The organism is Agromyces sp. NDB4Y10, assembly GCF_001620055.1.
Taxonomy (GTDB): Bacteria; Actinomycetota; Actinomycetes; order Actinomycetales; family Microbacteriaceae; genus Agromyces; species Agromyces indicus.
This window is the reverse complement of record NZ_LQGY01000025.1, coordinates 90,332-115,946: the sequence shown is the minus strand read 5'-3', so window position 1 is coordinate 115,946 and position 25,615 is coordinate 90,332. Positions and strand designations below refer to the sequence as shown.

Here is a 25,615-nt window from a genome sequence, read left to right as displayed (position 1 = left end):
GGTTCGTGGGCGCGCGGGGCGCCGGGTCATTCTCGCCCGAGGTCGCGGTGCTTGACGCTGACCGCGAGGCCGGGGATGGCTCGGAGGCGCGCTGCGAGTTCCCGCGCCATCGCGACCGACCGGTGCTTCCCGCCGGTGCATCCGATCGCGATCGTGGCGTGCGGCTTGTTCTCGCGCTGGTAGCCGGCGAGCACCGGTTCGAGCGCGGCGACGTACGAGTCGAGGAACTCGCGAGCACCGTCCTGCTCGAGCACGTAGTCGCTCACCGCGCCGTCCTCGCCGGTCAGGTGGCGGAGGCGCTCGTCCCAGAACGGGTTCGGGAGGAAGCGGGCATCGGCCACGAGGTCGGCGTCGGCGGGCAGCCCGTACTTGAAGCCGAAGCTCTGCACGGTGACCCGGAGACCGGCGCGACCCGCCTCGGCGAACGTGTCGGTGACGAGGTTCGCGAGCTGGTGGATGTTCAACTCGGAGGTGTCGACGAGGATGTCGCTGGACTCGCGCACCTCCGCGAGGCGCGCCCGCTCCGCGGTGATGCCGTCGAGCAGCGTGCCGTCGCCCTGCAGCGGGTGCGGGCGGCGGACCGACTCGAAGCGGCGCACGAGCACCGCGTCGTTGGCGTCGAGGAACATCACGCGCACGTTGGTGTGCGAACGCAGCGCGTGCACGATGTCGCGCAGCTCGGAGAAGAATCCCCCGCCGCGGATGTCGACGACCGCGGCGATCCGCGGCAGCGACGTTCCGGCGCGCTCGGCGAGATCGACGAGCGGGCGGAGCATCTGGGGCGGGAGGTTGTCGACGACGTACCAGCCCAGGTCCTCCAACGCGTCGGCGACGGTGGAACGTCCGGCTCCGGACATCCCGGTGACGATGAGCATCTCCTGCCGTTCGCCGTCGGTCATGCGCGTCGCGTTCCCTTCCGTGCGTCGTTCCCCCGAACCACCAGCCTAGTCGGCCGGATCGGGGCCGTCGCCCCGGAGCCGCGCGCGCACGTTCGCCGCGAGGGCCGGTCCGATGCCGGGGACCTCGGCGATCGCGGCCTCGTCGGCGCCGCGCAGGCGGGCGACGGAACCGAAGTGCGTGAGGAGTGCCTTGACGCGGGCGGGCCCGAGCCCCGGCACCTCCGACAGGACGGTGGAGATGTCGCGCTTGCGCCGCTGCCGCTGGTGGCTGATCGCGAACCGGTGCGCTTCGTCCCGGATCCGCTGGAACAGGAACAGGGCGTCGCTGTTCCGCGGCAGGATGACCGGGAAGTCCGAGTCCGGGGTCCAGATCTCCTCGAGGCGCTTCGCGATGCCGCAGAGGGCGATCCCCTCCACGCCCGATTCGCGCAGGGCCCGCTCGGCGGCGGCGACCTGCGGCTGACCGCCGTCGACGACGAGCAGGTTGGGGCGATAGGCGAACTTCTTGCGGCGACCGGATGCCGCGGCATCCGTCGTCGCGTCGCCCGCGTCGCCCTCACCGTCGCCCGGCCCGGTCGCGCCGTCGCCTGCTCCCCCGTCGCCGTCGCGGCCGGCGAGGTACGCGAGGCGCCGGGTCAGCACCTGGTGGATGGAGTCGGTGTCGTCGCTCGAGTTCGGGATGGTGAAGCGGCGGTACTCGTCCTTGCGGGGCAGGCCGTCCTCGAAGACCACCATCGAGGCCACGATGTTCGTGCCGCTGAGGTGCGACACGTCGAAGCACTCGATGCGCAGGGGCGCGTCGGCCATGCCGAGCGCCTCCTGGATGTCCTCGAGGGCGCGCGAACGCGCGGTGAAGTCGGCGCTGCGCCGCGTCTTGTAGAGCATGAGCGTCTGCCGGGCGTTCTGCGTCGCGGTCTCGAGCAGGGCCGCCTTGTCGCCCCGCTGCGCGGCGCGCAGGCGCACCTTGCGGCCCCCGAGGCTGCTCAGCCACGTGGCGAGCGCCTCGGCGTCCTCCGGCAGAGCCGGCACGACGACCTCGGACGGCGGCCGGATGTCGTCGCCGTAGGCGTGCTGCACGACCGAGTCGACGAGGTCGCCGAGGGACATGTCGAGCTCGGTGTCGACGGTCCACGAGCGCTGGCCGCGGATGCGACCGCCGCGCACCATGAACAGGTGCACGGCCGCGGCGAGCTCGTCGTGGTCGATCCCGAAGACGTCGATGTCGACGTGGTCGCGGAGCACGACCGTGCTCTTCTCGAAGAACTGCTCGGCCGCCTGGAGCTGGTCGCGGCGACGGGCGGCGGTCTCGTAGTCCTGCGCGGCGGCCGCCTCGCGCATCTGCTGGGTCAGCTCGGTGATGATGCGTCGGTCCTGGTTCTGCATGAACGCGACGAACCGCTGCACGTTGGCGCTGTGCTCCTCGATCGTGACCTTGCCCGAGCACGGGCCGAAGCACCGTCCGATCTGGCCGGCGAAGCACGGCTTGCCGGTCTGCATCGCGCGCTTGTAGTCGCTGTCCTTGCAGGTGCGGATCGGGAACAGCTTGAGCATGATGTCGAGCGTCTCGTTGACCGCCCAGACCTTGGGATAGGGCCCGAAGTACCGCGCGCCTCGGATGCCGGTGCGGCGCGTGACGATCGCGCGGGGCGCCTCGTCGGCGAGCGTGACCGCGAGGTACGGATAGCTCTTGTCGTCGCGGTACTTGACGTTGAACGGCGGATCGAACTCCTTGATCCACGTGTACTCGAGCTGCAGTGCCTCGACGTCGTTGCCGACCACGGTCCATTCGACGGATGCCGCGGTGGTGACCATTCGACGGGTGCGCTCGTGCAGAGTGCGGAGCGGCGCGAAGTAGTTGGACAGGCGCGCGCGGAGGTTCTTGGCCTTGCCGACGTAGAGGACGCGGCGATCGGCGTCGCGGAAGCGGTAGACGCCGGGCGCGGTCGGGATCTCCCCCGGCTTGGGCCGGTACGCGACGGTGCTGGGCATCGTCAGCTGGCGGCGACGGCCGGCTCCGCCGCAGCGTCGAAGATCTCGCGGAGGAAGTACCCGGTGTGGCTGTCGTGGTTGTCGGCGACGTCTTCCGGCGTGCCGACGGCCACGACCTGACCGCCGCCCGAGCCGCCCTCGGGGCCGAGGTCGACGATCCAGTCGGCGGACTTGATCACGTCGAGGCTGTGCTCGATGACGATGACGGTGTTGCCCTTGTCGACGAGCTTGCCGAGCACCTTCAGCAGCTTCCGCACGTCTTCGAAGTGCAGGCCGGTCGTCGGCTCGTCGAGCACGTAGACGCTGCGACCGTTCGACCGCCGCTGCAGCTCGGTCGCCAGCTTGACGCGCTGCGCCTCGCCGCCCGACAGGGTCGTCGCGCTCTGCCCGAGCTGGACGTACCCGAGGCCGACGTCGACGAGCGTCTTGAGGTAGCGGTGGATCGCCGAGATCGGCTCGAAGAACTCCGCCGCCTCGCTGATCGGCATCTCGAGCACCTCGGCGATGTTCTTGCCCTTGTAGTGCACCTGCAGGGTCTCGCGGTTGTAGCGCTTGCCCCCGCAGACCTCGCACGCGACGTAGACGTCGGGGAGGAAGTTCATCTCGATCTTGATCGTGCCGTCGCCCGCACAGGCCTCGCAGCGCCCGCCCTTGACGTTGAAGCTGAACCGGCCCGGCAGGTACCCGCGGGCCTTCGCCTCGGCGGTCTCGGAGAACAGGGTCCGGATGCGGTCGAACACCCCGGTGTACGTCGCCGGGTTGGAGCGCGGGGTGCGACCGATCGGCGCCTGGTCCACGTGCACGACCTTGTCGAGGTGGTCGAGTCCGGTGACCCGCCGGTGCTTGCCGGGCACCTTGCGGGCGCCGTTCAGCCGGTTGGCGAGCACCCGGTAGAGGATGTCGTTGACGAGCGACGACTTGCCCGACCCGCTCACGCCCGTGACCGCGGTGAGCGTGCCGAGCGGGAACGCGACGTCGACGCCGCGCAGGTTGTTCGCCTGGGCGCCCTCGACGGTGATCATGCGACCGGGGTCGATCGGACGGCGCTTCGCCGGGATCGCGATCTCCTTGCGGCCCGACAGGTAGTCGCCCGTAAGCGACTCGCGGTTCTTCACGAGGTCGGCGTAGCTGCCGCTGTGCACGACCGTGCCGCCGTGCACGCCGGCGCCGGGACCGATGTCGACGATCCAGTCGGCCGTGCGGATGGTGTCCTCGTCGTGCTCGACGACGATGAGCGTGTTGCCGAGGTCGCGGAGTGCGACGAGCGTGTCGATGAGGCGCCGGTTGTCGCGCTGGTGCAGGCCGATGCTCGGCTCGTCGAGCACGTAGAGGACGCCGGTCAGGCCCGAGCCGATCTGGGTGGCCAGCCGGATGCGCTGCGCCTCGCCGCCCGAGAGGGTGCCGGCGGCGCGGGCGAGGTCGAGGTAGCTGAGCCCGACCCGGATGAGGAAGTCGAGCCGGAGCTTGATCTCGCGGAGCACCTGCGCGGCGATGGCCTGCTCCCGGTCGGTGAGCTCGAGGCGGTCCATGAACGCGCGGGCGTCGTGCAGGCTGAGCCGGCAGACGTCGGCGATGGACGAGTCGTGGATCAGCACCGAGAGCACCTCGGGCTTCAGCCGGTCGCCCTGGCAGACCGGGCAGGGCACCTCGCGGAGGTACTCGGCCCACCGCGCGCGCTGCACGTCGGTCTCGGCCTGCAGGTACTGCCGTTCGATGTACGGCACGACGCCCTCGAACCCGGACGTGTAGCTCATCTCGCGGCCGTACCGGTTGCGCCAGCGGACCTTGACCTCGAAGTTGTCGCCGCGGAGGACCGCGTGCCGTGCTTCGACCGGCAGGTCCTCCCAGGGCGTGTCGAGCGAGAAGCCGAGGTCGCGGCCGAGGCCGTGCAGCAGCTTCTCGTAGTAGTTGTAGAGGCTCTTGCCCTGCGAGGTCCACGGCAGGATGACGCCCTCATTGATGCTGAGCGACGGGTCGCCGAGCAGGAGGTCCTCGTCGACCGACATGCGCGTGCCGAGGCCGGAGCACTCCGGGCACGCACCGAACGGGGCGTTGAACGAGAAGGTGCGCGGCTCGATCTCGGTGAGCGCGATGGGGTGCTGGTTCGGACAGCTGAGCTTCTCGGAGAAGGTCTGCCACGCCGCATCGCCCTCGCGGTCGACGTAGTTGATCTGCACGACGCCGTCGGTCAACCGCAGGGCGGTCTCGAGCGAGTCGGTGAGCCGGCCGAGCACCTCGTCGGATGCCACGAGCCGGTCGATGACGACGGAGATGTCGTGCTTCACCTGCTTCTTGAGCGTGGGCGGCTCGTCGAGGCGGATCACCTCGCCGTCGACGACGGCGCGCGAGTAGCCCTGGCTCGCGAGCTCGCGGAAGAGGTCGACGAACTCGCCCTTCTTCTGCGACACCATCGGGCTGAGCACCTGGAACCGGGTGCCCGCCTCGAGCTCCATGAGCTGGTCGGCGATCTGCTGCACGGTCTGCCGCTGGATGCGCTCGCCGCACACCGGGCAGTGGGGCACGCCGATGCGCGCCCAGAGCAGTCGCATGTAGTCGTAGATCTCGGTGATCGTGCCCACCGTCGATCGCGGGTTGCGGTTGGTCGACTTCTGGTCGATGGAGACCGCGGGGCTCAACCCCTCGATGAAGTCGACGTCGGGTCGGTCGACCTGCCCGAGGAACTGGCGCGCGTACGCCGAGAGGGACTCGACGTATCGGCGCTGCCCCTCGGCGAAGATCGTGTCGAACGCGAGCGAGGACTTGCCCGAGCCGGACAGGCCCGTGAACACGACCATCGCGTCGCGCGGGATCTCGACATCGACGTTGCGCAGGTTGTGGACGCGGGCTCCGCGGACACTCAGGCGCGAATGGGCATCGAGACGTGAAACTGGCACCCTACGAGTGTACGAACGCCCTCCGACACGAACGCCGAGAGCGCACGTGCTGAGAGCGAACATACGTTCGACTCGACGGAGCGAGGGGCGGATGCCTCAGCCGAGGTGCCCCGCCTTCTCCATCTGCCTGAGCTCGCGCTTCAGCTCGGAGACCTCGTCTCGCAGTCGGGCCGCGAGCTCGAACTTGAGCTCGCCGGCCGCCTCGAGCATCTGCTCGTTGAGGTCGCGGATCAGGTCCTCGAGGTCGTTGGCCCCGGCCGCGGCGATGCCCTCGCGGCGCATCGGGACCGGCGAGGTCTTCTTCGCGTCACGTCCGCGCAGCAGCGCCGCCGTGTCGGCCTCCTCGCGCGCGAGGACCTCCGTGATGTCGGCGATCCGCTTGCGGAGCGGCGTGGGGTCGATGCCGTTCACGCGGTTGTACTCGAGCTGCTTGTCGCGGCGGCGGTTCGTCTCCTCGATGGCGGACTGCATCGAGTCGGTCATCACGTCGGCGTACATGTGCACCTCGCCGGAGACGTTCCGCGCCGCGCGCCCGATGGTCTGGATGAGCGAGGTGGACGAGCGGAGGAACCCCTCCTTGTCGGCGTCCAGGATCGCCACGAGCGACACCTCCGGGAGGTCGAGCCCCTCGCGGAGGAGGTTGATGCCCACCAGCACGTCGTAGACGCCCGCTCGGAGTTCGGTCAGCAGCTCGACGCGACGCAGCGTGTCGACGTCGGAGTGGAGGTACCGCACCCGGACGCCGGCCTCGGTGAGGAAGTCGGTGAGCTCCTCGGCCATCCGCTTGGTCAGGGTCGTCACGAGCACGCGCTCGTCGCGTTCGGCGCGCGCCCGGATCTCCTCGAGGAGGTCGTCGATCTGCCCCTTGGTGGGCTTGACCACGATCTCGGGATCGACGAGCCCGGTCGGCCGGATGATCTGCTCGACGACGCCGTCCGCGATGCCCATCTCGTACTTGCCCGGGGTGGCCGAGAGGTACACGGTCTGGCCGATGCGGTCCTTGAACTCGTCCCACTTCAGGGGGCGGTTGTCGAGCGCGCTCGGCAGGCGGAATCCGTGCTCGACGAGCGTGCGCTTGCGCGACGAGTCGCCCTCGTACATCGCGCCGATCTGCGGCACGGTCACGTGGGACTCGTCGATGACGACGAGGAAGTCATCGGGGAAGTAGTCGAGCAGGCAGTGCGGCGGCTCGCCCGCAGCGCGACCGTCGATGTGCCGGGAGTAGTTCTCGATGCCCGAGCAGAAGCCGATCTGCTCCATCATCTCGAGGTCGAAGGTGGTGCGCATGCGGAGGCGCTGGGCCTCGAGCAGCTTGCCCTCGCGCTCGAGCTCCTGCAGGCGCTCGTCGAGTTCGTCGCGGATCGTGCCGATCGCGCGCTGCATGACGTCGGTGCTCGCGACGTAGTGCGACCCGGGGAACACCGGCACGGCGTCGAGCTTCGCGATCACGGCGCCGGTCAGCGGATGCAGGCTGTAGAGCGCCTCGATCTCGTCGCCGAACATCTCGATGCGGATCGCGTGCTCCTCGTACACCGGGATGATCTCGATCGTGTCGCCGCGCACCCGGAAGTTGCCGCGCGAGAAGTCGACGTCGTTGCGCTGGTACTGCATCGACACGAACTTGCGGATCAGCCAGTCACGGTCGACGCGCTGCCCCACCTGCAGGGGCATCATCGCGTTGAGGTACTGCTCGGGCGTGCCGAGGCCGTAGATGCACGACACCGTCGAGACGACCACGACGTCGCGCCGGCTCAGCAGCGAGTTCGTCGTCGAGTGACGCAGCCGCTCGACCTCGGCGTTGATCGACGAGTCCTTCTCGATGAAGGTGTCGGTCTGCGGGACGTACGCTTCGGGCTGGTAGTAGTCGTAGTACGAGACGAAGTACTCGACGGCGTTGTGCGGCATGAGCTCGCGGAACTCGTTCGCGAGCTGGGCGGCGAGGGTCTTGTTGTGGGCGAGCACGAGCGTGGGCCGCTGCACCTGCTCGATGAGCCAGGCGGTCGTCGCGGACTTGCCGGTACCGGTCGCACCGAGCAGCACCACGTCGGTCTCGCCCGCGTTGATGCGCGCCGCGAGCTCGGCGATCGCCTGCGGCTGGTCGCCGCTCGGCGCGTACTCGCTGACGACCTCGAACGGGCGCACGGAACGGGTCGACTGCATGTGGTCAAGTCTAGGTTCGGCCACCGACACCGATCCTGAGAGCGGATGCCGCGGCTGCGGCCTCCGCTGCCGTCAGCGCTTCGCGCGCCGGGCCTTCTCGATGTCGACCCACAGGCCGTCGGCCTGGCTCATGGTGTGCGCGAGGCTGCCGCCGGTGTCGATCACGACATCGGCGATCGCGCGACGGTCCTCGTCGCTGATCTGCGCGTCGACGCGGGCCTCGGCCTGGATCGGGTCGAGCCCCCGCTCCTCGACCAGGCGCTTGACCTGGGCTCGCTTGGGGGCGCTCGTCACCACGATGAGGTCGAACGGGTGGTCGACCTGCGCCTCGACGAGCAGCGGGACGTCGTAGACGACGACCGCGTCCGGGTCCTCCTGCTCGGCCTTGGCGATGAGCTTGCGGGAGAGTTCGCGCACGGCCGGGTGCACGATCGCGTTGAGCCGCGCCCGCGCGTCGTCGTCGCGGAACACGATCTCGCCGAGCTTCGGGCGGTCGAGCGTGCCGTCATGGCGCAGCACCCCGTCGCCGAACTCGGCGACGATGGCCTCGAGGCACGGGCTGCCCGGCTCGACCACGCGACGCGCGAGCTGGTCGGCATCGAGGTGGATCGCGCCATGCTCGACGAGCCGGCGGGCGACGGTGGACTTTCCGGAGGCGATTCCGCCAGTGAGGCCGATCAGGTACACGAGTCCACCCTATGGGGTGCGGATCACCGCCCTCGACGCGCCAGCCTCCCGCGACGGCGATCGGAGCGGTCTCCGGGAATGCCGGAAGGCCGGCCCCCGAGGGGACCGGCCTTCCGTTCGATTCGCCGTACGGAGCGACGGATCAGTTGCTCGAGAGCTTCTCGCGCAGTGCTGCGAGCGAGGCGTCGTCGGCGAGGGTGCCCGCACCGGCGGACTCGCTCGAGAACGACGAGGCGCCCGACGAGAACGAGTCGTCCGAAGCCTGGGCCGCGAGCGACGCGGCGACCTGCTTCTTGTGCGCCTCCCAGCGAGCCTGGGCGGCAGCGTACTCCTGCTCCCACTTCTCGCGCTGGGCCTCGAAGCCCTCGCGCCACTCGTTGGTCTCGGGGTCGAAGCCCTCGGGGTACTTGTAGTTGCCCTGCTCGTCGTACTCGGTGAGCATGCCGTAGAGCGCCGGGTCGAACTCGGTGCCCTCGGGGTCGACGCCCTCGTTGGCCTGCTTGAGCGACAGCGAGATGCGGCGACGCTCGAGGTCGATGTCGATGACCTTGACGAAGACCTCCTCGCCGACCGACACGACCTGCTCGGCGAGCTCGACGTGGCGGCCCGACAGCTCGGAGATGTGCACGAGGCCCTCGATGCCGTCGGCGACGCGGACGAACGCACCGAACGGCACCAGCTTGGTGACCTTTCCGGGCGTGACCTGGCCGATGGCGTGCGTACGGGCGAAGACCTGCCACGGGTCCTCCTGCGTCGCCTTGAGCGACAGCGAGACGCGCTCGCGGTCGAGCTCGACGGAGAGCACCTCGACGGTGACCTCCTGGCCGACCTCGACGACCTCGCTGGCGTGCTCGATGTGCTTCCAGGAGAGCTCGGAGACGTGGACGAGACCGTCGACGCCGCCGAGGTCGACGAACGCACCGAAGTTGACGATCGACGAGATGACGCCCTTGCGGATCTGGCCCGGGTGCAGGTTCTGCAGGAAGGTCGAGCGCGACTCCGACTGGGTCTGCTCGAGCAGCGCGCGACGCGACAGGACCACGTTGTTGCGGTTCTTGTCGAGCTCGAGGATCTTCGCCTCGATCTCCTGGCCGAGGTACGGCGTGAGATCGCGCACGCGGCGGAGCTCGATGAGCGAGGCCGGGAGGAAGCCGCGGAGGCCGATGTCGACGATGAGGCCGCCCTTGACGACCTCGATGACGGTGCCCGTGACGACGCCGTCGGTCTCCTTGATCTTCTCCACGTCGCCCCACGCGCGCTCGTACTGCGCACGCTTCTTCGACAGGATCAGGCGGCCTTCCTTGTCCTCCTTCTGGAGAACGAGGGCCTCGACGGAGTCGCCGACGTTGACGACCTCGCTGGGGTCGACGTCGTGCTTGATGGAAAGCTCGCGGGAGGGGATCACACCCTCGGTCTTGTACCCGACGTCGAGGAGGACCTCGTCGCGGTCGATCTTCACGACGGTGCCCTCGATGAGGTCGCCGTCGTTGAAGAACTTCAGAGTCTTCTCGACCGCGGCGAGGAAATCGTCAGCAGATCCGATGTCGTTGATCGCGACCTGCTTGGGCGCCTTGGTCGTTGCGGTTGTCATGTAGTGGATGCTCCGTTAATGGACAAAATCGGGCCCGTCGCGGAAAGAGCGTTGTGTGTGCTCCGCGGCGGGCATGCGGACAGGGATGTCACACGAGTGACGCTCCATCCTATCCTCATCGGCGCTCGGGCGGCAACCGCACCGCGCTGCACCCGCGGCGCGGCATCCGTCGGGCCACCCTCAGGCGAGCAGCGCACCCTTCAGCGTGTCGAGGCCCACTCCGCCGAGCGCCAGCGCCCGCGAGTGGAACGAGCGGATGTCGAAGCCGTCGCCCTCGCGCCGGCGCACCTCGTCCCGCAGCTGCTCCCAGATGCGCTGGCCCACCTTGTACGACGGCGCCTGCCCCGGCCAGCCGAGGTACCGGTGGACCTCGAAGCGCACGAACTCGTCGGGCATGTTCACGTTCGCGCCCATGAACTCGAACGCGTACTCCCCCGTCCACGCTCCGGCACCGTCGGGACGGGGCTTGCCGAGGTGCACGCCGATGTCGAGCACGACGCGGGCTGCGCGCATGCGCTGTCCGTCGAGCATGCCGAGACGGTCGGCCGGATCGTCCAGGTAGCCGAGCTCCTCCATGAGCCGCTCCGCGTAGAGCGCCCAGCCCTCCGCGTGCCCCGAGGTGCCGGCGAGCTGCCGGCGCCACGTGTTCAACTGCCCGCGATTGACGACCGCCTGCCCGATCTGCAGGTGATGGCCCGGCACCCCCTCGTGGTACACGGTGGTCTTCTCACGCCACGTGTCGAACTCGGTGACGCCCTCGGGCACCGACCACCACATGCGACCGGGTCGCGAGAAGTCGTCGCTCGGACCGGTGTAGTAGATCCCGCCCTCCTGGGTGGGGGCGATGAGGCACTCGAGCGTGCGGATCTGCTCGGGGATGTCGAACTGCGTCGCGCCGAGCTCCGCCACGGCGCGATCGCTCGTCTCCTGCATCCAGCGCTGCAGGGCCTCCGTGCCGACGAGCTTGCGGGCGGGCTCCGCTTCGAGGTGCGCGACCGCCTCGGCGACGGAGGCCCCGGGAAGGATCTCGTGTGCGACCGCCTCCTGCTCGGCCACCATGCGAGCCAGCTCGTCGCGACCCCACTCGTAGGTCTCGTCGAGGTCGATCGTCGCTCCGAGGAAACGGCGCGACTGCAACGCGTAGACCTCGCGGCCGACGGCGTCGTCGTTCCCGGCGCGCGGTGCGAGTTCGCGCTCGAGGAACTCGGCGAGCCGACCGTACGCGGACGCCGCCCCGGCAGCGCCGGCCTCGAGCTCGCGTCGCAGCGAGCCGTCGACGTCCGCCTCGCCCGACGCGGCCTGCTCGACGAACGAGGGGAAGAACCCGTCGGACCGCGCGTGCCGGCGCGCCTGCAGGGCCACCTCGCGCACCTGACGCACCGCCGGGACCACACCCCGGTCGATGCCCAGTCGGAGCGTCTCCAGGTAGCCGTCCACCGCGCCCGGGACCGCAGCCAGCCGAGCGGCGATCCGCTCCCAGTCCTCGGTGGAGGAGGTGGGCATGAGGTCGAACACCTCGCGGATCTCCTGGGCCGGACTCGCGATGACGTTGAGGTCGCGCAGCGGCAGTCCCGCGGCATCCGCTTCGAGGTCGAGGTCGAGCTCGCTGCCGAGGTCGGCCACGGTGATGCGATCGACGTCGTCGACGGGGTCGGCGCGCCGGAGCTCGCCGAGCGTGGCGCGGGTGGCCTCCATCAGCGCGGCGTGGCCGGTCGGCGAGTAGTCCGGAAGCCGGTGGTCCTCGTCGGTGCGCCCGATGTACGTGCCGACCGCCGGATTCAACCGGACGATCTCGTCGACCCAGCCCTCGGCGATGCGGTCGACCTCGGTCGGAGTGCGCTCAGCTGCTGCCATGGGTGCGAGCCTAGGCGAGCCCTCGGGCGACGTGCCAACCCCCGAGGCCCGCTCAGGTCACGGGCTCAGTGCGCCGCGTCCTCCCAGTCGCGGCCGCGGCCGACCTGCACGTCGAGGGGCACCAACAGGTCGGCGGCGTGCGACATGCGGTCGTGCACGAGCGCCTCGACCTCGTCGCCCTCGCCCGCGACGACCTCGAAGATGAGCTCGTCGTGCACCTGCATGAGCATGCGCGACCGCAGGTCGCGGGCCTGGAGTTCGCGCTCGACCCCGATCATCGCGAACTTCATGATGTCGGCGGCCGAGCCCTGGATCGGCGCGTTGAGCGCCGCTCGCTCGGCGTTCTCGCGGAGGACGCGGTTCGGGCTGTTCAGGTCGGGGAAGGGACGCCGGCGGCCGAAGATCGTCTCGGTGTACCCGTCGACCTTCGCCTGGGCGACGACCCCGCGCAGGTAGTCGCGTACCGCGCCGAAGCGCTCGAAGTAGTCCTTCATCAGCTGGGTGGCCTCGGCCCGGTCGATGCGCAGCTGCTTCGAGAGTCCGAACGCGCTGAGCCCGTACGCGAGGCCGTAGGACATGGCCTTCACCTTGGTGCGCATGAGCGGCGTCACGTCGGACGGGTCGACGTCGAAGATCCGGGCGCCGACGAAGCGGTGCAGGTCCTCGCCCGAGTGGAACGCCTCGATGAGGCCCGGGTCCTGCGAGAGGTGCGCCATGATGCGCATCTCGATCTGCGAGTAGTCGGCGGTCAGCAGCTCGGCGTAGTCGGCGCCGTGGGTGAATGCGGCGCGGATGCGACGCCCCTCCTCGGTGCGGACCGGGATGTTCTGCAGGTTCGGGTCGGTCGAGGAGATGCGCCCCGTGGTGGTCCCCACCTGCACGTAGCTCGTGTGCACGCGGCCGTCGGACTGGATGGACTTGTCGAGCGTCTCGACGATCTGCCGGAGCTTCGTGGCGTCGCGATGCTCGAGCAGGAGTCCGAGGAACGGGTGCGGGTTGGAGTCCTGCAGGTCGGCGAGCGCGCCGGCGTCGGTCGAGTAGCCGGTCTTCGTGGCCCGGGTCTTCGGCATGCCGAGCTGGTCGAACAGCACTTCCTGGAGCTGCTTCGGCGAACCGAGGTTCACCTCGCGCCCGATCTCGGCGTACGCCGCCTGCGCGAGGCCCGCGGCGCGCTCGCCCAGCTGCGCCGAGAGCTCGGCGAGCTTGTCGTGCTCGACGGTCACGCCGCGCAGTTCCATCTCGGCGAGGATGCCGACGATCGGGATCTCGATGTCGGCGAGGACCCGGCGCGAGCCCTCCGAGAGCGCACCGAGCACCACGGGGGCCACGCGGAGGGAGTACCACGCGAACTCGGGTGCGCCGGCGGTCGAATCGGCGTCGGGGACCAGTTGCGCGGGGTCGGCCATGGGGATGGTCTCGCGCAGGTAGCGCGAGACGAGGTCGGCGAGGTCCTTCTCGGCCAGGCTCGGCCGGACCAGCCAGCCCGCGACGAGGGTGTCGACGACGAGGCCGTCGAACGCCAGGCCGGATCGGCGCATCGCCTTCAGCTGCGGCTTCGCGTCGGTCATGATCTTCGGGGCGTCGCTCGCGAGCCACGCCTCGAACGGCGCGAGGTCGGCCTGTCCGGGGGTCCACGCGATCTGGAGCGATTCGCTCGACGAGGCGACGCCCGCGCCGATCACGCGGCCGTCGAGCACCTCGAGGCTGAGCCCCAGCCCGGCCGGCTCGGCCGCGGCGGCCCGCGCGAGCCAGCCCTCGAGCTCGGCGCCGCGGAGTGCCTGCGACACGGGCGCGGTGGCGGCGGGCTCGGGCTCGGCCGCGAGCGCCGCCGAACCGTCGGCCGTCACGCCGTTGCCCTCGCCGGCCATCTTCACGACGCGCTCGAGCAGCGTCTTGAACTCGAGCCGGTCGAACAGCTCCCGCACGGCCGCCTCGTCCATCGGCTTGGCCTCGAGGTCGGCGATCTCGACGTCGAGCTCGAGATCGCGCACGAGCCGGTTGAGCCGCCGGTTGCGGACCGCGTTCTCGCGCTCACGCCGCAGGTTGTCGCCCACGACGCCCTTGATCTCGTCGATGTGCTCGAGGATGCCGTCGAGGCTGCCGTAGAGCCCGAGCCACTTCACGGCGGTCTTCTCGCCGACCTTCGTGATGCCGGGCAGGTTGTCGCTGGTCTCGCCGACGAGCGCCGCGACATCCGGGTACTGCTCGGGCCGGACGCCGTAGCGCTCGATGACGGCCTGGGCGTCGTAGCGCTTGAGCTGCGAGACGCCCTGCACGTTCGGGTAGAGCAGGGTGATGTCGTCGTCGACGAGCTGGATGGTGTCGCGGTCGCCGGACACGACGAGCACGTCATACCCCGCGTCCTTGCCGCGCGTGGCGAGCGTGGCGAGGATGTCGTCCGCCTCGTAGTCCTCCTTCTCGAGCACGGTGATGCGCATGGCGCGCAGCGCCTCCTTCAGGAGGCCGATCTGGCCCTTGAACTCGGACGGCGTCTCGCTGCGGTTGGCCTTGTACTCGGTGTACTCGCGCGTGCGGAAGGACTGGCGGGACGTGTCGAACGCCACCGCGAGGTGCGTCGGCTTCTCGTTGCGCAGCAGCATGAGCAGCATCGACAGGAAGCCGTGGATGGCGTTCGTGTGCTGCCCGTCACGGGTGCTGAAGCTGTCGACGGGCAGCGCGTAGAAGGCGCGGTAGGCGAGCGAGTGGCCGTCGACGACGAGGAGGGTGGGCTTTGCGGGGGTGGGGTCCGACACCCCCCAAGACTACAAGCGGGCACCGACACCTCCGGGCCGCCGGCGACGCGCCCGGCACCCGGGCGACCGGCATCCGCCGACGGATGTCGCGGGGCTCAGCCCGCCCCGCCGCCGCGCGCCGCGTCGAGCACGATGCGACGCTCGGCGGCCCCGATCACGCGACGAGCGCGGTCAGCGGCATCCGGGTTGACCGAGATCGAGTCGATGCCGAAGCGCACGAGGTGTTCGGCGAAGGCCGGCTCGTTCGACGGGCGCTGCCCGCACAGCGACGAGGTGATGCCGGCCGCGTGGCAGGCGGTGATGATCCGCTCGATGGCGTCGAGCACCGCGGCATCCGACTCGTCGAACAGCTCGGCGCACAGCTCGGAGTCCCGGTCGACGCCGAGCATGAGCTGCGTGAGGTCGTTGGAGCCGATCGAGACCCCGTCGATGCCCATCGCCGCGTACTCCGGGATCCGGTACGCGATCGAGGGCACCTCGGCCATGACCCAGCGCTTCAGGCCGCGCTGACGGCCGAGCGGGCTGTCGTCGATGAGTTCGAGGCAGGCCTCGAGCTCCCAGCGGGTGCGCACGAACGGGAGCATGACGTGCAGGTTCGGCGTCTCCTCGCGCACCCGCGCGAGCACCTCGAGCTCGAGGGTGAACAGCTCCGGCTCGCGGACGTACCGATAGGCGCCGCGGTAGCCGATCATGGGGTTGTTCTCCTGCGGCTCGAACCGCTCGCCGCCCTCGAGCCCGCGGAACTCGTTCGTGCGGAAGTCGATGGTGCGGTACACCACGGGGCGCGTCCCGAACGCGCGGGTCACCTCCAGCAGCGATCCGCTCATGCGATCGACGAACTCGTCCCGCCGGCCGCGGGCGAGCAGCTCGCGCGGGTGGAGGCCGCCGAGGGCATCGGTGATCATGAACTCGGCGCGGAGCAGCCCGACGCCGTCGACGTCCTGCGCGGCGACGTCCGCGGCGCGTTCCGCGATGGCGAGGTTGACGTAGAGCCGGGTCGCGAGCGCCTCGGGCGCCGCGGGTGCCGGGATCGGCGACACCATCGCCGGCGGCGCTCCAGCGCTGGGTGCAGCGGATGCCGCGGCATCCGCGCCCTCGATCACCTCGCCCTTCGCGCCGTCGACCGTGACGAGCTCGTCGTCCCGGAGCGCCGACGTCGCCGTGCGCGCCCCCACGATCGCGGGCACGCCGAGCTCCCGCGCCACGATGGCGGCGTGGCAGGTCATGCCGCCGCCGTCGGTGACCACGGCCGCGGCGCGGCGCATCGTGGGCACCCAGTCGGGGTTGGTCATGGGGGCGACGAGGATCTCACCCGCCTGCAGGCGGGGTCCGTCCGCGGGGCTCTGCAGGATGCGCACCCGTCCGGACACGCGACCGGGCGCGGCGGCGAGCCCGCGGAGCAGGACCGTGCCCGCCGGAGGTCCGCCGGCGACCGGGACGCCGGCCTCCCCCGGACCGCCGCCGAGGGTGGTCACCGGGCGCGACTGGAGCATCCAGAGCCGCCCCGCCGAGTACGCCCACTCGGTGTCCTGGGGCTCGCCGTAGTGCTGCTCCACCTGCAGCCCGAGGGACGCGACGGCGAGCACCTCGTCATCGGTGAGCACGCGCGCGTCGGCACGCACCGGGTCGAGGTCCTCGCGCACGACCGTCCCGTCCGATCCGGCCACGAGGGCGTGCGACTGGCGTCCGACGCGCACCGAGATCAGGCGCGGGCCGTCCTTCGCGACGACGTACGTGTCGGGTTCGACCGCCCCGGACACGACGACCTCGCCGAGCCCCAGCGCCGCCTCGATCACGAGCCGGTCGCGCGCCCCGGTCGACGGGTCGACCGTGAACATGACGCCCGACCGGTCGGAGGCCACCTGCGTCTGGACGACGACCGCGAGCACCGGCTCCTCGTCCATGCGCTGGCTCGCCCGATACGAGATGACGCGGTCGCCGTAGAGCGACGCCCAGCAGTCCCGCAGTCGGGCGAGCACGGCCTCGTCGCCCACGACGTTGTTGTACGTGTCGTGCATGCCCGCGAACGACGTGCCCGCGGCATCCTCCGAGGTCGCCGACGAGCGCACCGCCACGGCGGCCCCAGCGCCGAGGCGGTGGTACTCCCCCAGGATCGCCTCGCGGACGTCGTCCGGGACCTGGACCGCCCGCACCGTCTCGCGCAGCTCGGCCGCCGCGCGCGCGAGGGCCTCCGGGTCGTCGGCCTCCGCCGCAGCGGCGCGGAAGCGTTCGAGCAGGCGTTCCCGCACCCCGGCCCGTTCCACGGCCTCGAGGTACGCGGACGCGGTGACCACGAAGCCCGGCGGGATCGGCAGCCCGGCCGAGGTCATCTCGCCGAGGTTCGCCCCCTTGCCGCCGACGGATGCCGCGTCGCCGAGACCGACCTCCTCGAAGCGGCTGACCAGTGCAGAACTTCCGTCGCCGAGCATGCGGCCCCCTCACCTCGTCCGAACCGGACCGCCCGGTCCGGGCGGACCCATCGTTCCACGACGGGGTCGGCGGGCGCGGGACGCAAGTCCCGGCGGCTACTTCTTGGGTGCGAGCTGCTCGATGATGGCCTGCGAGACGTCCTTCATGGTGAGGCGACGGTCCATCGAGGCCTTCTGGATCCAGCGGAACGCCTCGGGCTCGGTCAGCCCCATCTTCTCGTTCAGCAGGCCCTTGGCTCGGTCGACGAGCTTGCGGGTCTCGAACCGCTCGACGAGGTCGCCGACCTCGGCCTCGAGGGCGATGATCTGGGCGTGCCGGGCCAGCGCGATCTCGATCGCGGGCAGGAGGTCGTTCGGCGTGAAGGGCTTCACCACGTAGGCCAGCGCGCCGGCCTCGGTCGCGCGCTCGACGAGCTCCCGCTGGCTGAACGCCGTGAGGAGCACGACCGGGGCGATGTGGCCCTTCGAGAGCCGCTCCGCCGCGGAGATGCCGTCGAGCTGCGGCATCTTCACATCCATGATGACGAGGTCGGGGCGGAGCTCGGTCGCGAGTGCGACCGCCGTCTCGCCGTCTCCGGCCTCGCCGACGACCTCGAAGCCGTTGTCGCGCAGGATCTCGACGATGTCGAGGCGGATGAGCGATTCATCCTCCGCGACGACGACGCGGCGCGGCGCTGACTGGGTCTCTTCGGTGTCTGTCACGCAGGAAAGCCTACGGTATTCTGGGCGAGCGCTCCGGCCGGTGTGGCGGAATGGCAGACGCGGAGCACTCAAAATGCTTTGCCCGAGAGGGCGTGTGGGTTCGACCCCCACCACCGGCACCAGCACCTGCGAACGCGAACGAGGCCCGGCCGTCCGACGGACGACCGGGCCTCGTGGCGCGAGCGGCTAGAGCACCTCGCCGACGACGTGCACGCGCACGTCGTTCGTGGTGCCGGGGATTCCGGGAGGCGAACCCGAGATGATGACGACCTTCTCGCCCGCCTCGGCCTTGCCGGTCTTCGCGAGCACCTCGTCGACCTGGCCGACCATCTGGTCGGTGTGGGTGACGCGCTCGACCACGAACGACTCGACGCCCCAGTTCAGGGCCATGCGGCGACGGATGGCGGGATAGGGCGTGAACGCGAGGATCGGGATGTTCGACCGGAGTCGCGTCATCCGTCGCACCGACTCGCCCGACTCGGTGAACACGCACAGGTACTTCGCCTCGACGAAGTCGGCGACCTCGACCGCGGCCAGCGTGATCGCGCCGGCCTGGGTGCGCGGCTTCGTGCCGAGCGGCGGGATGCGCTCGAGTCCGTGCTTCTCGGTGGACTCGATGATGCGGGCCATGGTCTTGACGGTCTGCACCGGGTACTCGCCCACGCTCGTCTCGCCCGAGAGCATGACCGCGTCGGCGCCGTCGAGGATGGCGTTCGCGACGTCCGAGGTCTCGGCGCGCGTGGGGACCGGCGAGTGGGTCATCGACTCGAGCATCTGCGTGGCCACGATCACCGGCTTCGCGAGCCGGCGGGCGATCTCGATGGCGCGCTTCTGCACGATCGGCACCGCCTCGAGGGGCAGTTCGACGCCGAGGTCGCCACGGGCCACCATCACGCCGTCGAACGCCTCGACGATGCCCTCGAGGGCGTCGACGGCCTGCGGCTTCTCGATCTTGGCGATGACCGGGAGGCGGCGGCCCTCCTCGGACATGATCTCGTGCACCCGGTCGATGTCGGCGGCGTTGCGCACGAACGACAGCGCGATGAGGTCGGCGCCGAGCTTCAGGGCCCAGCGCAGGTCGGCCTCGTCCTTCTCGGACAGCGCCGGCACGTTCACGGCCACGCCGGGGAGGTTGATGCCCTTGTTGTTCGACACCGGACCCGCGACGACGACCTTCGTGGTGACGACCGTGCCGTCGGTCTCGAGCACCTCGACCCGAACCTTGCCGTCGTCGATCAGCAGGTGGTCGCCCGCCTCGACGTCGTGCGGCAGGCCCTTGAAGGTGGTGCCGACGATCTCCTTCGTGCCGAGGATCTCCTCGGTCGTGATCTTGAAGATGTCGCCCTCGGCGAGCTCGTGCGGGCCGTCGGCGAACTTGCCCAGGCGGATCTTCGGCCCCTGGAGGTCGACCAGCACGGCCACAGCGCGGCCCGAGTCGTTCGCCGCCTTCCGGACGTTCTGGTAGACGCCCTCGTGCACGTCGTAGCTGCCGTGGCTGAGGTTCATCCGGGCGACGTCGATGCCGGCGTCGATGATCGCGCGGATCTGCTCGTAGCTGGACGTTGCCGGCCCGAGCGTGGCGACGATCTTCGCTCTTCTCATGTGGTGTGTGCTCCAGGGGGTTCGCGCGCCGTAGCGCTGGATACGGACTCGTCAGGCGCCCGCGGCGCCGGTCAGACGGCGAAGGCTCGCGCCGTCGCGGGAATGGGACTCGGCAGCTGCGTCTCACCTTCAAGGTACCGGTCGACGGATGCCGCCGCAGCGCGTCCCTCGGCGATCGCCCAGACGATCAGCGACTGGCCGCGACCGGCATCGCCCGCGACGAACACGCCCGGCTCGGCCGTGGCGTAGTCGGCGTCGCGCGCGAAGTTGCCTCGGTCGGAGGCCTGCAGGCCGAGCTGGTCGTGCGCGGCATCCGTCTCGGGGCCCGTGAAGCCGAGGGCCAGCAGCACGAGGTCGGCCGGGATCTCGCGCTCGGTGCCGGCCTTCGGAACCCGGCGGCCGTCGAGGTACTCGGTCTCCGCCACGCGGATCGCACGGACCTCGCCGGCGTCGTTCGCGAGGAATTCGACGGTCGACGCGAGGTACTGGCGCTGGCCGCCCTCCTCGTGGGCGCTCTGCACCTCGAACAGCGTCGGGTGCATCGGCCACGGCTGCTCCGCGGGCCGCGTCGGGCTGGGCTGCTTGCCGATCGCGAGGTTCGTGACCGAGAGGGCGCCCTGCCGGTGCGCCGTGCCGATGCAGTCGGCGCCCGTGTCGCCGCCGCCGAGGACGACGACGTGCTTGCCCTCGGCCGTGATCTGGTCGAAGACGTCCTCGCCGGCGACCCGGCGGTTCGCCTGGGTCAGGTACTCCATGGCGAAGTGGACGCCGGGCAGGTCGCGGCCCGGGATCGGCAGGTCGCGCGGCACGAGCGCACCCGTGGCGACCACGACGGCGTCGTAGCGGCGTCGGAGCTCGTCCCACGAGAGGTCGACGCCGATCTCGACGCCGGCGCGGAAGCGCGTGCCCTCGGCCGTCATCTGCGCGAGGCGGGCGTCGAGGTGCTTCTTCTCCATCTTGAAGTCGGGGATGCCGTAGCGCAGCAGGCCGCCGATGCGGTCGTCGCGCTCGTACACGGCGACCGTGTGACCGGCCCGGGTGAGCTGCTGGGCGGCGGCGAGTCCCGCCGGGCCCGACCCGACGACGGCCACGGTCTTGCCGGTGAGGCGACCGGGCGGCTGCGGCTGCACCCAGCCGTTGCCGAACGCCTGGTCGATGATCGAGACCTCGACCTGCTTGATCGTCACCGCAGGCTGGTTGATGCCGAGCACGCAGGCGGACTCGCACGGGGCCGGGCAGAGGCGTCCGGTGAACTCCGGGAAGTTGTTCGTGGCGTGCAGCCGCTCGATGGCCGCGCGGCCCTCGCCGCGCCACATCAGGTCGTTCCACTCGGGGATGAGGTTGCCGAGCGGGCAGCCCTGGTGGCAGAACGGGATGCCGCAGTCCATGCAGCGTCCGGCCTGCCGCCGCACCTGGGCGGGGTCGCCCTGCTCGTAGACCTCTTTCCAGTCCATGATCCGCACCGGCACGGGCCGCCGCTTGGGCAGTTCGCGCTCGGTGACCTTCAGAAAGCCCTTCGGGTCAGCCACCCGTCACCTCCAGGATTCGCGTCCAGACGACGTCGCCGTCGGGGTCCAGCCCCTCGTCGACCGCCGCTTGGCGGGTGCGGAGGACCGCGGCGTAGTCGCGCGGAAGCACCTTGGTGAAGCGGTCGAACGCGACGGCACCCTCGGCGAGGAGCGCCGCGGCGACCGCGGAGTCGGTGTGCTCGAGGTGCTGCTCGAGCAGGTCGCGGACGATCTCGTGGTCGGCGCTGCCCAGGGCGTGCAGCTCGAGTTCGCCGCTCGAGAGCGCTTCGCGGTTCACGCGCGCCTCGGCGAGGTCGAGCACGTACGCCGTGCCGCCCGACATGCCCGCGCCCAGGTTGCGGCCGGTGCCGCCCAGGATGAGCGCGAGGCCGCCGGTCATGTACTCGAGCGCGTGGTCGCCCACACCCTCGACGACCGCCGTGGCGCCGGAGTTCCGGACGAGGAAGCGCTCCCCCACGATGCCGCGGATGAACATGCTGCCCCGGGTCGCGCCGTAGCCGATGACGTTGCCGGCGATGACGTTCCGCTCGGCGACGAAGCCGGCCTCGCGCGACGGACGCACGATCACCTGACCGCCGGACAGGCCCTTGCCGACGTAGTCGTTCGAGTCGCCCTCGAGTCGGAGGGTGATGCCGCTCGGCAGGAACGCGCCGAACGACTGCCCGGCCGAACCGGTCAGCGTGACGTCGATCGAGCCGGTGGGCAGGCCCTCCGCGCCGTGCCGGACGGTGACCTCGTGGCCGAGCATGGTGCCGACCGCCCGCTCGGTGTTCTTGATCGGCAGGGTGATCTCGACGCGACCGCCCTGCTCGAGGACGAGGGCGCTGCGCCGGATGAGCTCGTTGTCGAAGTGCTCCTCGAGCTCGTGGTCCTGCGCACGGAAGTTGCGACGCGGTTCGGAGCCGGAGAAGTCCGGACCCACGAGCACGGGCGTGAGGTCGAGTCCCGACGCCTTCCAGTGGGCGACGGCGCGGTCGACGTCGAGCAGCTCGCGCCGGCCGATGACCTCGTCGAGCGAGCGGTAGCCGAGCTCCGCGAGGTACTCGCGCACCTCCTGCGCGATGAACTCGAAGAAGTTCACGACGAACTCGGGCTTGCCCGTGAACCGCTTGCGCAGCTCGGGGTTCTGCGTCGCGACGCCGACCGGGCACGTGTCGAGGTGGCAGACGCGCATCATGACGCAACCCTCGACGATGAGCGGGGCCGTCGCGAAGCCGAACTCCTCGGCGCCGAGCAGGGCGCCGATGACGACGTCGCGACCGGTCTTCAGCTGCCCGTCGACCTGCACGACCACGCGGTCGCGCATGCCGTTCAGCATGAGCGTCTGCTGCGTCTCGGCGAGGCCGAGCTCCCACGGGGTGCCCGCGTGCTTCAGGGAGTTCAGCGGGCTCGCGCCCGTGCCGCCGTCGTGGCCGGAGACGAGGATGACATCCGCCAGCGCCTTCGCCGTGCCCGCCGCGACCGCGCCGATGCCCGACTGGCTGACCAGCTTCACGTGGATGCGGGCCTTCGGGTTCGCCCGCTTCAGGTCGAAGATCAGCTGCTTGAGGTCTTCGATCGAGTAGATGTCGTGGTGCGGCGGCGGCGAGATGAGGCCGACGCCCGCGGTCGCGTGGCGCGTCCGGGCGACCCACGGGTAGACCTTGGTCGGCGGGAGCTGCCCGCCCTCGCCGGGCTTGGCGCCCTGTGCGAGCTTGATCTGGATGTCGTCGGCGTGCGTGAGGTACATGCTCGTCACGCCGAAGCGGCCGGATGCCACCTGCTTGATCGCGCTGCGCCGCTCCGGGTCGAGGAGTCGCTCCAGGTCCTCGCCGCCCTCGCCGGTGTTCGACTTCGCGCCGAGCCGGTTCATGGCGATCGCGAGCGTCTCGTGCGCCTCCTTCGAGATGGAGCCGTAGCTCATCGCGCCCGTGGAGAACCGCTTCACGATCGACTCGACCGGCTCGACCTCGTCGATCGGCACCGGCGGGCGGACGCCCGTGCGGAGCGCGAACATGCCGCGCAGGGTCATGAGCTGCTCGGCCTGCGAGTCGACCATGTGCGTGTACTCGCGGAAGATGTCGTAGCGGCGATTGCGCGTCGAGTGCTGCAGGCGGAAGACCGTCTCGGGGTTGAACAGGTGCGGCGACCCGTCGCGGCGCCACTGGTACTCGCCACCGGTCTGGAGTCGCTCGTGGGCCCGGACCGCGGCATCCGCCGGGTAGGCCACCTGGTGCCGGGCGAGGTTCTCCCGAGCGATGACCTCGATGCCGACGCCGCCGAGCTTCGAGGTGGTCCCGGTGAAGTACTCGTCGATGAACTCCTGCGAGAGCCCGACCGCCTCGAACGCCTGCGCGCCCGCGTACGACGAGATCGTCGAGATGCCCATCTTCGACATGATCTTCAGCACGCCCTTGCCGAGCGCGGTGATGACGTTCCGCACCGCCTGCTCGGGCGTGACGCCCGCGAGCGTGCCCGACCGGACGAGGTCCTCGCAGGACTCCATGGCGAGGTACGGGTTCACGGCGGAGGCGCCGTAGCCGACGAGGAGCGCCACGTGGTGCACCTCGCGCACGTCGCCGGCCTCGACCACGAGACCGACCTTCATGCGGGTCTCGGAGCGGATGAGGTGGTGGTGCACCGCCGACAGCATGAGCAGCGACGGGATCGGCGCGAGGTCCTTGGTCGAGTCCCGGTCGCTCAGCACGATGAACGAGGCGCCCTCGTCGATGGCCTCGTCGACCTCGCGGGCCAGCTCCTCGAGGCGCGCGCGCAGGCCGTCGGGTCCGTCGTCGACGCGGTACAGCCCGCGCAGCGTCCGGGTGGCGCGCGCGCCCGACGGCGAGGTCATGTGCACGATCTTCGCCAGCTGGTCGTTGTCGATCACCGGGAAGTCGAGCGAGACCTGGCGCGCGTGCTCGGCGCCCGCGGCGAGCAGGTTCCGCTCGGGTCCGAGCGACGTCGACAGCGAGGTCACGACCTGCTCGCGGATCGAGTCGAGCGGCGGGTTGGTGACCTGGGCGAACTGCTGCGTGAAGTAGTCGAAGAGCAGCCGCGGACGCTCGGAGAGCACCGCGATCGGGGTGTCGGAACCCATCGCGCCGAGCGGCTCCTGACCGGTCGCCGCCATCGGCGCGAGGAGGATCTTCACCTCCTCTTCCGTGTAGCCGAAGGTGCGCTGACGGCGGTTCACGGATGCCGGCGGGTGCACGATGTGCTCGCGCTCGGGCAGGTCGGAGAGGCGGATGCGGCCCTCGTCGAGCCACTCCCCCCAGGGTGCGGATGCCGCGAGCTCGGACTTGATCTCGTCGTCCTCGATGAGGCGGCCAGCCTCGGTGTCGACGAGGAACATGCGACCGGGCTGGAGGCGTCCCTTCCGCACGATGCGCTTCTGCGGCAGGTCGAGCACGCCGATCTCGCTCGCCAGCACGACGAGCCCATCGTCGGTCACGACGTACCGGCCGGGCCGGAGGCCGTTGCGGTCGAGCGTCGCGCCGACGAGGCTGCCGTCGGTGAACACGATCGCGGCGGGGCCGTCCCACGGCTCCATGAGCATGGAGTGGTACTCGTAGAACGCCCGGCGCGCCGGATCGATCTCGGCCTGCTTCTCCCACGCCTCGGGGACCATCATCATCACCGCGTGCGGCAGGCTGCGGCCGGCGAGGGTGAGCAGCTCGACGACCTCGTCGAACGAGGCCGAGTCGCTCGCGCCGGGCGTCACGATCGGCATGAGCGGGTCGAGCTCGCCGAGCAGCTCGGACTCCAGCTGCGACTGCCGGGCGCGCATCCAGTTGCGGTTGCCCTGGATGGTGTTGATCTCGCCGTTGTGCGCGATCATCCGGAACGGCTGTGCGAGCGGCCACGAGGGGAACGTGTTCGTGGAGTACCGGGAGTGGACCAGGGCGAGCTTGGAGGCGAACCGCTCGTCGGAGAGGTCGGGATAGAACGGCTCGAGCTGGAGCGTGGTGACCATGCCCTTGTAGACGAGCGTGCGGCTGGAGAGGGACGCGAAGTAGAGCTCGAGCTCGCGCTCGGCGCGCTTGCGCAGCCGGAAGGTGAGCCGGTCGAGCGCGATCCCGGCGAGGTGCTCGCCCTCGGCCGTGTTCGCCGAGCTCCGCACGTAGAGCTGCTGCACGACGGGCATCGCGGCGCGGGCCAGCGTGCCGAGTTCCTCGGGGCGCACCGGCACCTCGCGCCATCCGAGCACCTCGAGGCCCTCGGATGCCGCGATGCGCTGCAGCTGCTGCTTCACCGTCGACCGCGCGGTGGGGTCGACGGGCAGGAACGCGTTGCCCACGGCGTACGCGCCCGCGGGCGGCAGCGGGAAGTCGACGACCTCGCGGAGGAACGCGTCGGGCACCTGCGTGATGATGCCGGCGCCGTCGCCCGTGCCCGCGTCGGAGCCGACCGCACCGCGGTGCTCGAGGTTGCGCAGGCTGTCGAGCGCCGCCTGGATGATGTCGTGACCTGCGGTGCCGCGCAGCGTCGCCACCATGGCGAGCCCGCACGCGTCCTTCTCGTCCGCGGGGTCGTACATGCCCTGGGCG

At 70.5% G+C, this 25,615-nt stretch carries 13 protein-coding genes and 1 tRNA gene; 1 reads left to right on the top strand and 13 read right to left on the bottom strand.

Annotated features, from left to right (window positions below; translation table 11 throughout):
• Nucleotides 1-26 precede the first annotated feature (26 nt).
• The 10 genes from rapZ to AVP42_RS06630 all read right to left on the bottom strand — a co-directional run bounded on the left by rapZ (nucleotide 27) and on the right by AVP42_RS06630 (nucleotide 17,958).
• Complete coding sequence (gene rapZ, locus AVP42_RS06675; RefSeq protein ID WP_067947339.1) at nucleotides 27-899, bottom strand: RNase adapter RapZ; 873 nt, start codon at nucleotides 897-899, stop codon at nucleotides 27-29.
• 45 nt (nucleotides 900-944) lie between these two features.
• Nucleotides 945-2,888, bottom strand: coding sequence for an excinuclease ABC subunit UvrC (gene uvrC / locus AVP42_RS06670; protein ID WP_067947337.1), 1,944 nt, complete (start codon nucleotides 2,886-2,888; stop codon nucleotides 945-947).
• A gap of 2 nt (nucleotides 2,889-2,890) precedes the next feature.
• Nucleotides 2,891-5,845 (bottom strand): excinuclease ABC subunit UvrA, encoded by a 2,955-nt coding sequence (uvrA, locus tag AVP42_RS06665; protein ID WP_369798132.1) that lies wholly within the window; start codon nucleotides 5,843-5,845, stop codon nucleotides 2,891-2,893.
• Nucleotides 5,846-5,878: 33 nt separating this feature from the next.
• Nucleotides 5,879-7,942, bottom strand: a complete 2,064-nt coding sequence (gene uvrB / locus AVP42_RS06660) for an excinuclease ABC subunit UvrB (RefSeq protein ID WP_067947333.1) — start codon at nucleotides 7,940-7,942, stop codon at nucleotides 5,879-5,881.
• A 72-nt stretch (nucleotides 7,943-8,014) separates the two neighbouring features.
• Nucleotides 8,015-8,629 (bottom strand): dephospho-CoA kinase, encoded by a 615-nt coding sequence (gene coaE / locus AVP42_RS06655; protein WP_067947331.1) that lies wholly within the window; start codon nucleotides 8,627-8,629, stop codon nucleotides 8,015-8,017.
• Nucleotides 8,630-8,771: 142 nt separating this feature from the next.
• Nucleotides 8,772-10,220 carry a 30S ribosomal protein S1 gene (gene rpsA / locus AVP42_RS06650; RefSeq protein ID WP_067947329.1) on the bottom strand — a complete coding sequence of 483 codons (1,449 nt, stop codon included), beginning with the start codon at nucleotides 10,218-10,220 and terminating at the stop codon, nucleotides 8,772-8,774.
• 180 nt (nucleotides 10,221-10,400) lie between these two features.
• Nucleotides 10,401-12,074 carry a DUF885 domain-containing protein gene (locus tag AVP42_RS06645; RefSeq protein ID WP_067947327.1) on the bottom strand — a complete coding sequence of 558 codons (1,674 nt, stop codon included), beginning with the start codon at nucleotides 12,072-12,074 and terminating at the stop codon, nucleotides 10,401-10,403.
• 65 nt (nucleotides 12,075-12,139) lie between these two features.
• Nucleotides 12,140-14,827: a DNA polymerase I gene (gene polA / locus AVP42_RS06640; RefSeq protein WP_067947325.1), complete on the bottom strand. Its 2,688-nt coding sequence runs from the start codon at nucleotides 14,825-14,827 to the stop codon at nucleotides 12,140-12,142.
• 95 nt (nucleotides 14,828-14,922) lie between these two features.
• On the bottom strand, nucleotides 14,923-17,256 hold the full coding sequence (gene ppsA, locus AVP42_RS06635) for a phosphoenolpyruvate synthase (RefSeq protein WP_067947323.1): 2,334 nt from the start codon (nucleotides 17,254-17,256) through the stop codon (nucleotides 14,923-14,925).
• Between the two features lie 96 nt (nucleotides 17,257-17,352).
• Nucleotides 17,353-17,958, bottom strand: coding sequence for an ANTAR domain-containing response regulator (locus AVP42_RS06630; RefSeq protein ID WP_067947321.1), 606 nt, complete (start codon nucleotides 17,956-17,958; stop codon nucleotides 17,353-17,355).
• Nucleotides 17,959-17,994: 36 nt separating this feature from the next.
• Here AVP42_RS06630 and AVP42_RS06625 point away from each other — a divergent pair.
• A tRNA-Leu gene (locus tag AVP42_RS06625) sits at nucleotides 17,995-18,080 on the top strand.
• A 64-nt stretch (nucleotides 18,081-18,144) separates the two neighbouring features.
• On the opposite strand, the gene pyk is transcribed toward AVP42_RS06625, so the two are convergent.
• From pyk to gltB, 3 genes are all read right to left on the bottom strand, one after another.
• Nucleotides 18,145-19,560, bottom strand: a complete 1,416-nt coding sequence (gene pyk / locus AVP42_RS06620; protein ID WP_067947319.1) for a pyruvate kinase — start codon at nucleotides 19,558-19,560, stop codon at nucleotides 18,145-18,147.
• A 71-nt stretch (nucleotides 19,561-19,631) separates the two neighbouring features.
• On the bottom strand, nucleotides 19,632-21,089 hold the full coding sequence (locus AVP42_RS06615; RefSeq protein WP_067947317.1) for a glutamate synthase subunit beta: 1,458 nt from the start codon (nucleotides 21,087-21,089) through the stop codon (nucleotides 19,632-19,634).
• Nucleotides 21,082-25,605 (bottom strand): glutamate synthase large subunit, encoded by a 4,524-nt coding sequence (gene gltB / locus AVP42_RS06610; RefSeq protein ID WP_082847052.1) that lies wholly within the window; start codon nucleotides 25,603-25,605, stop codon nucleotides 21,082-21,084. Before gltB ends, AVP42_RS06615 begins: the two co-directional genes overlap by 8 nt.
• Nucleotides 25,606-25,615: the final 10 nt, after the last annotated feature.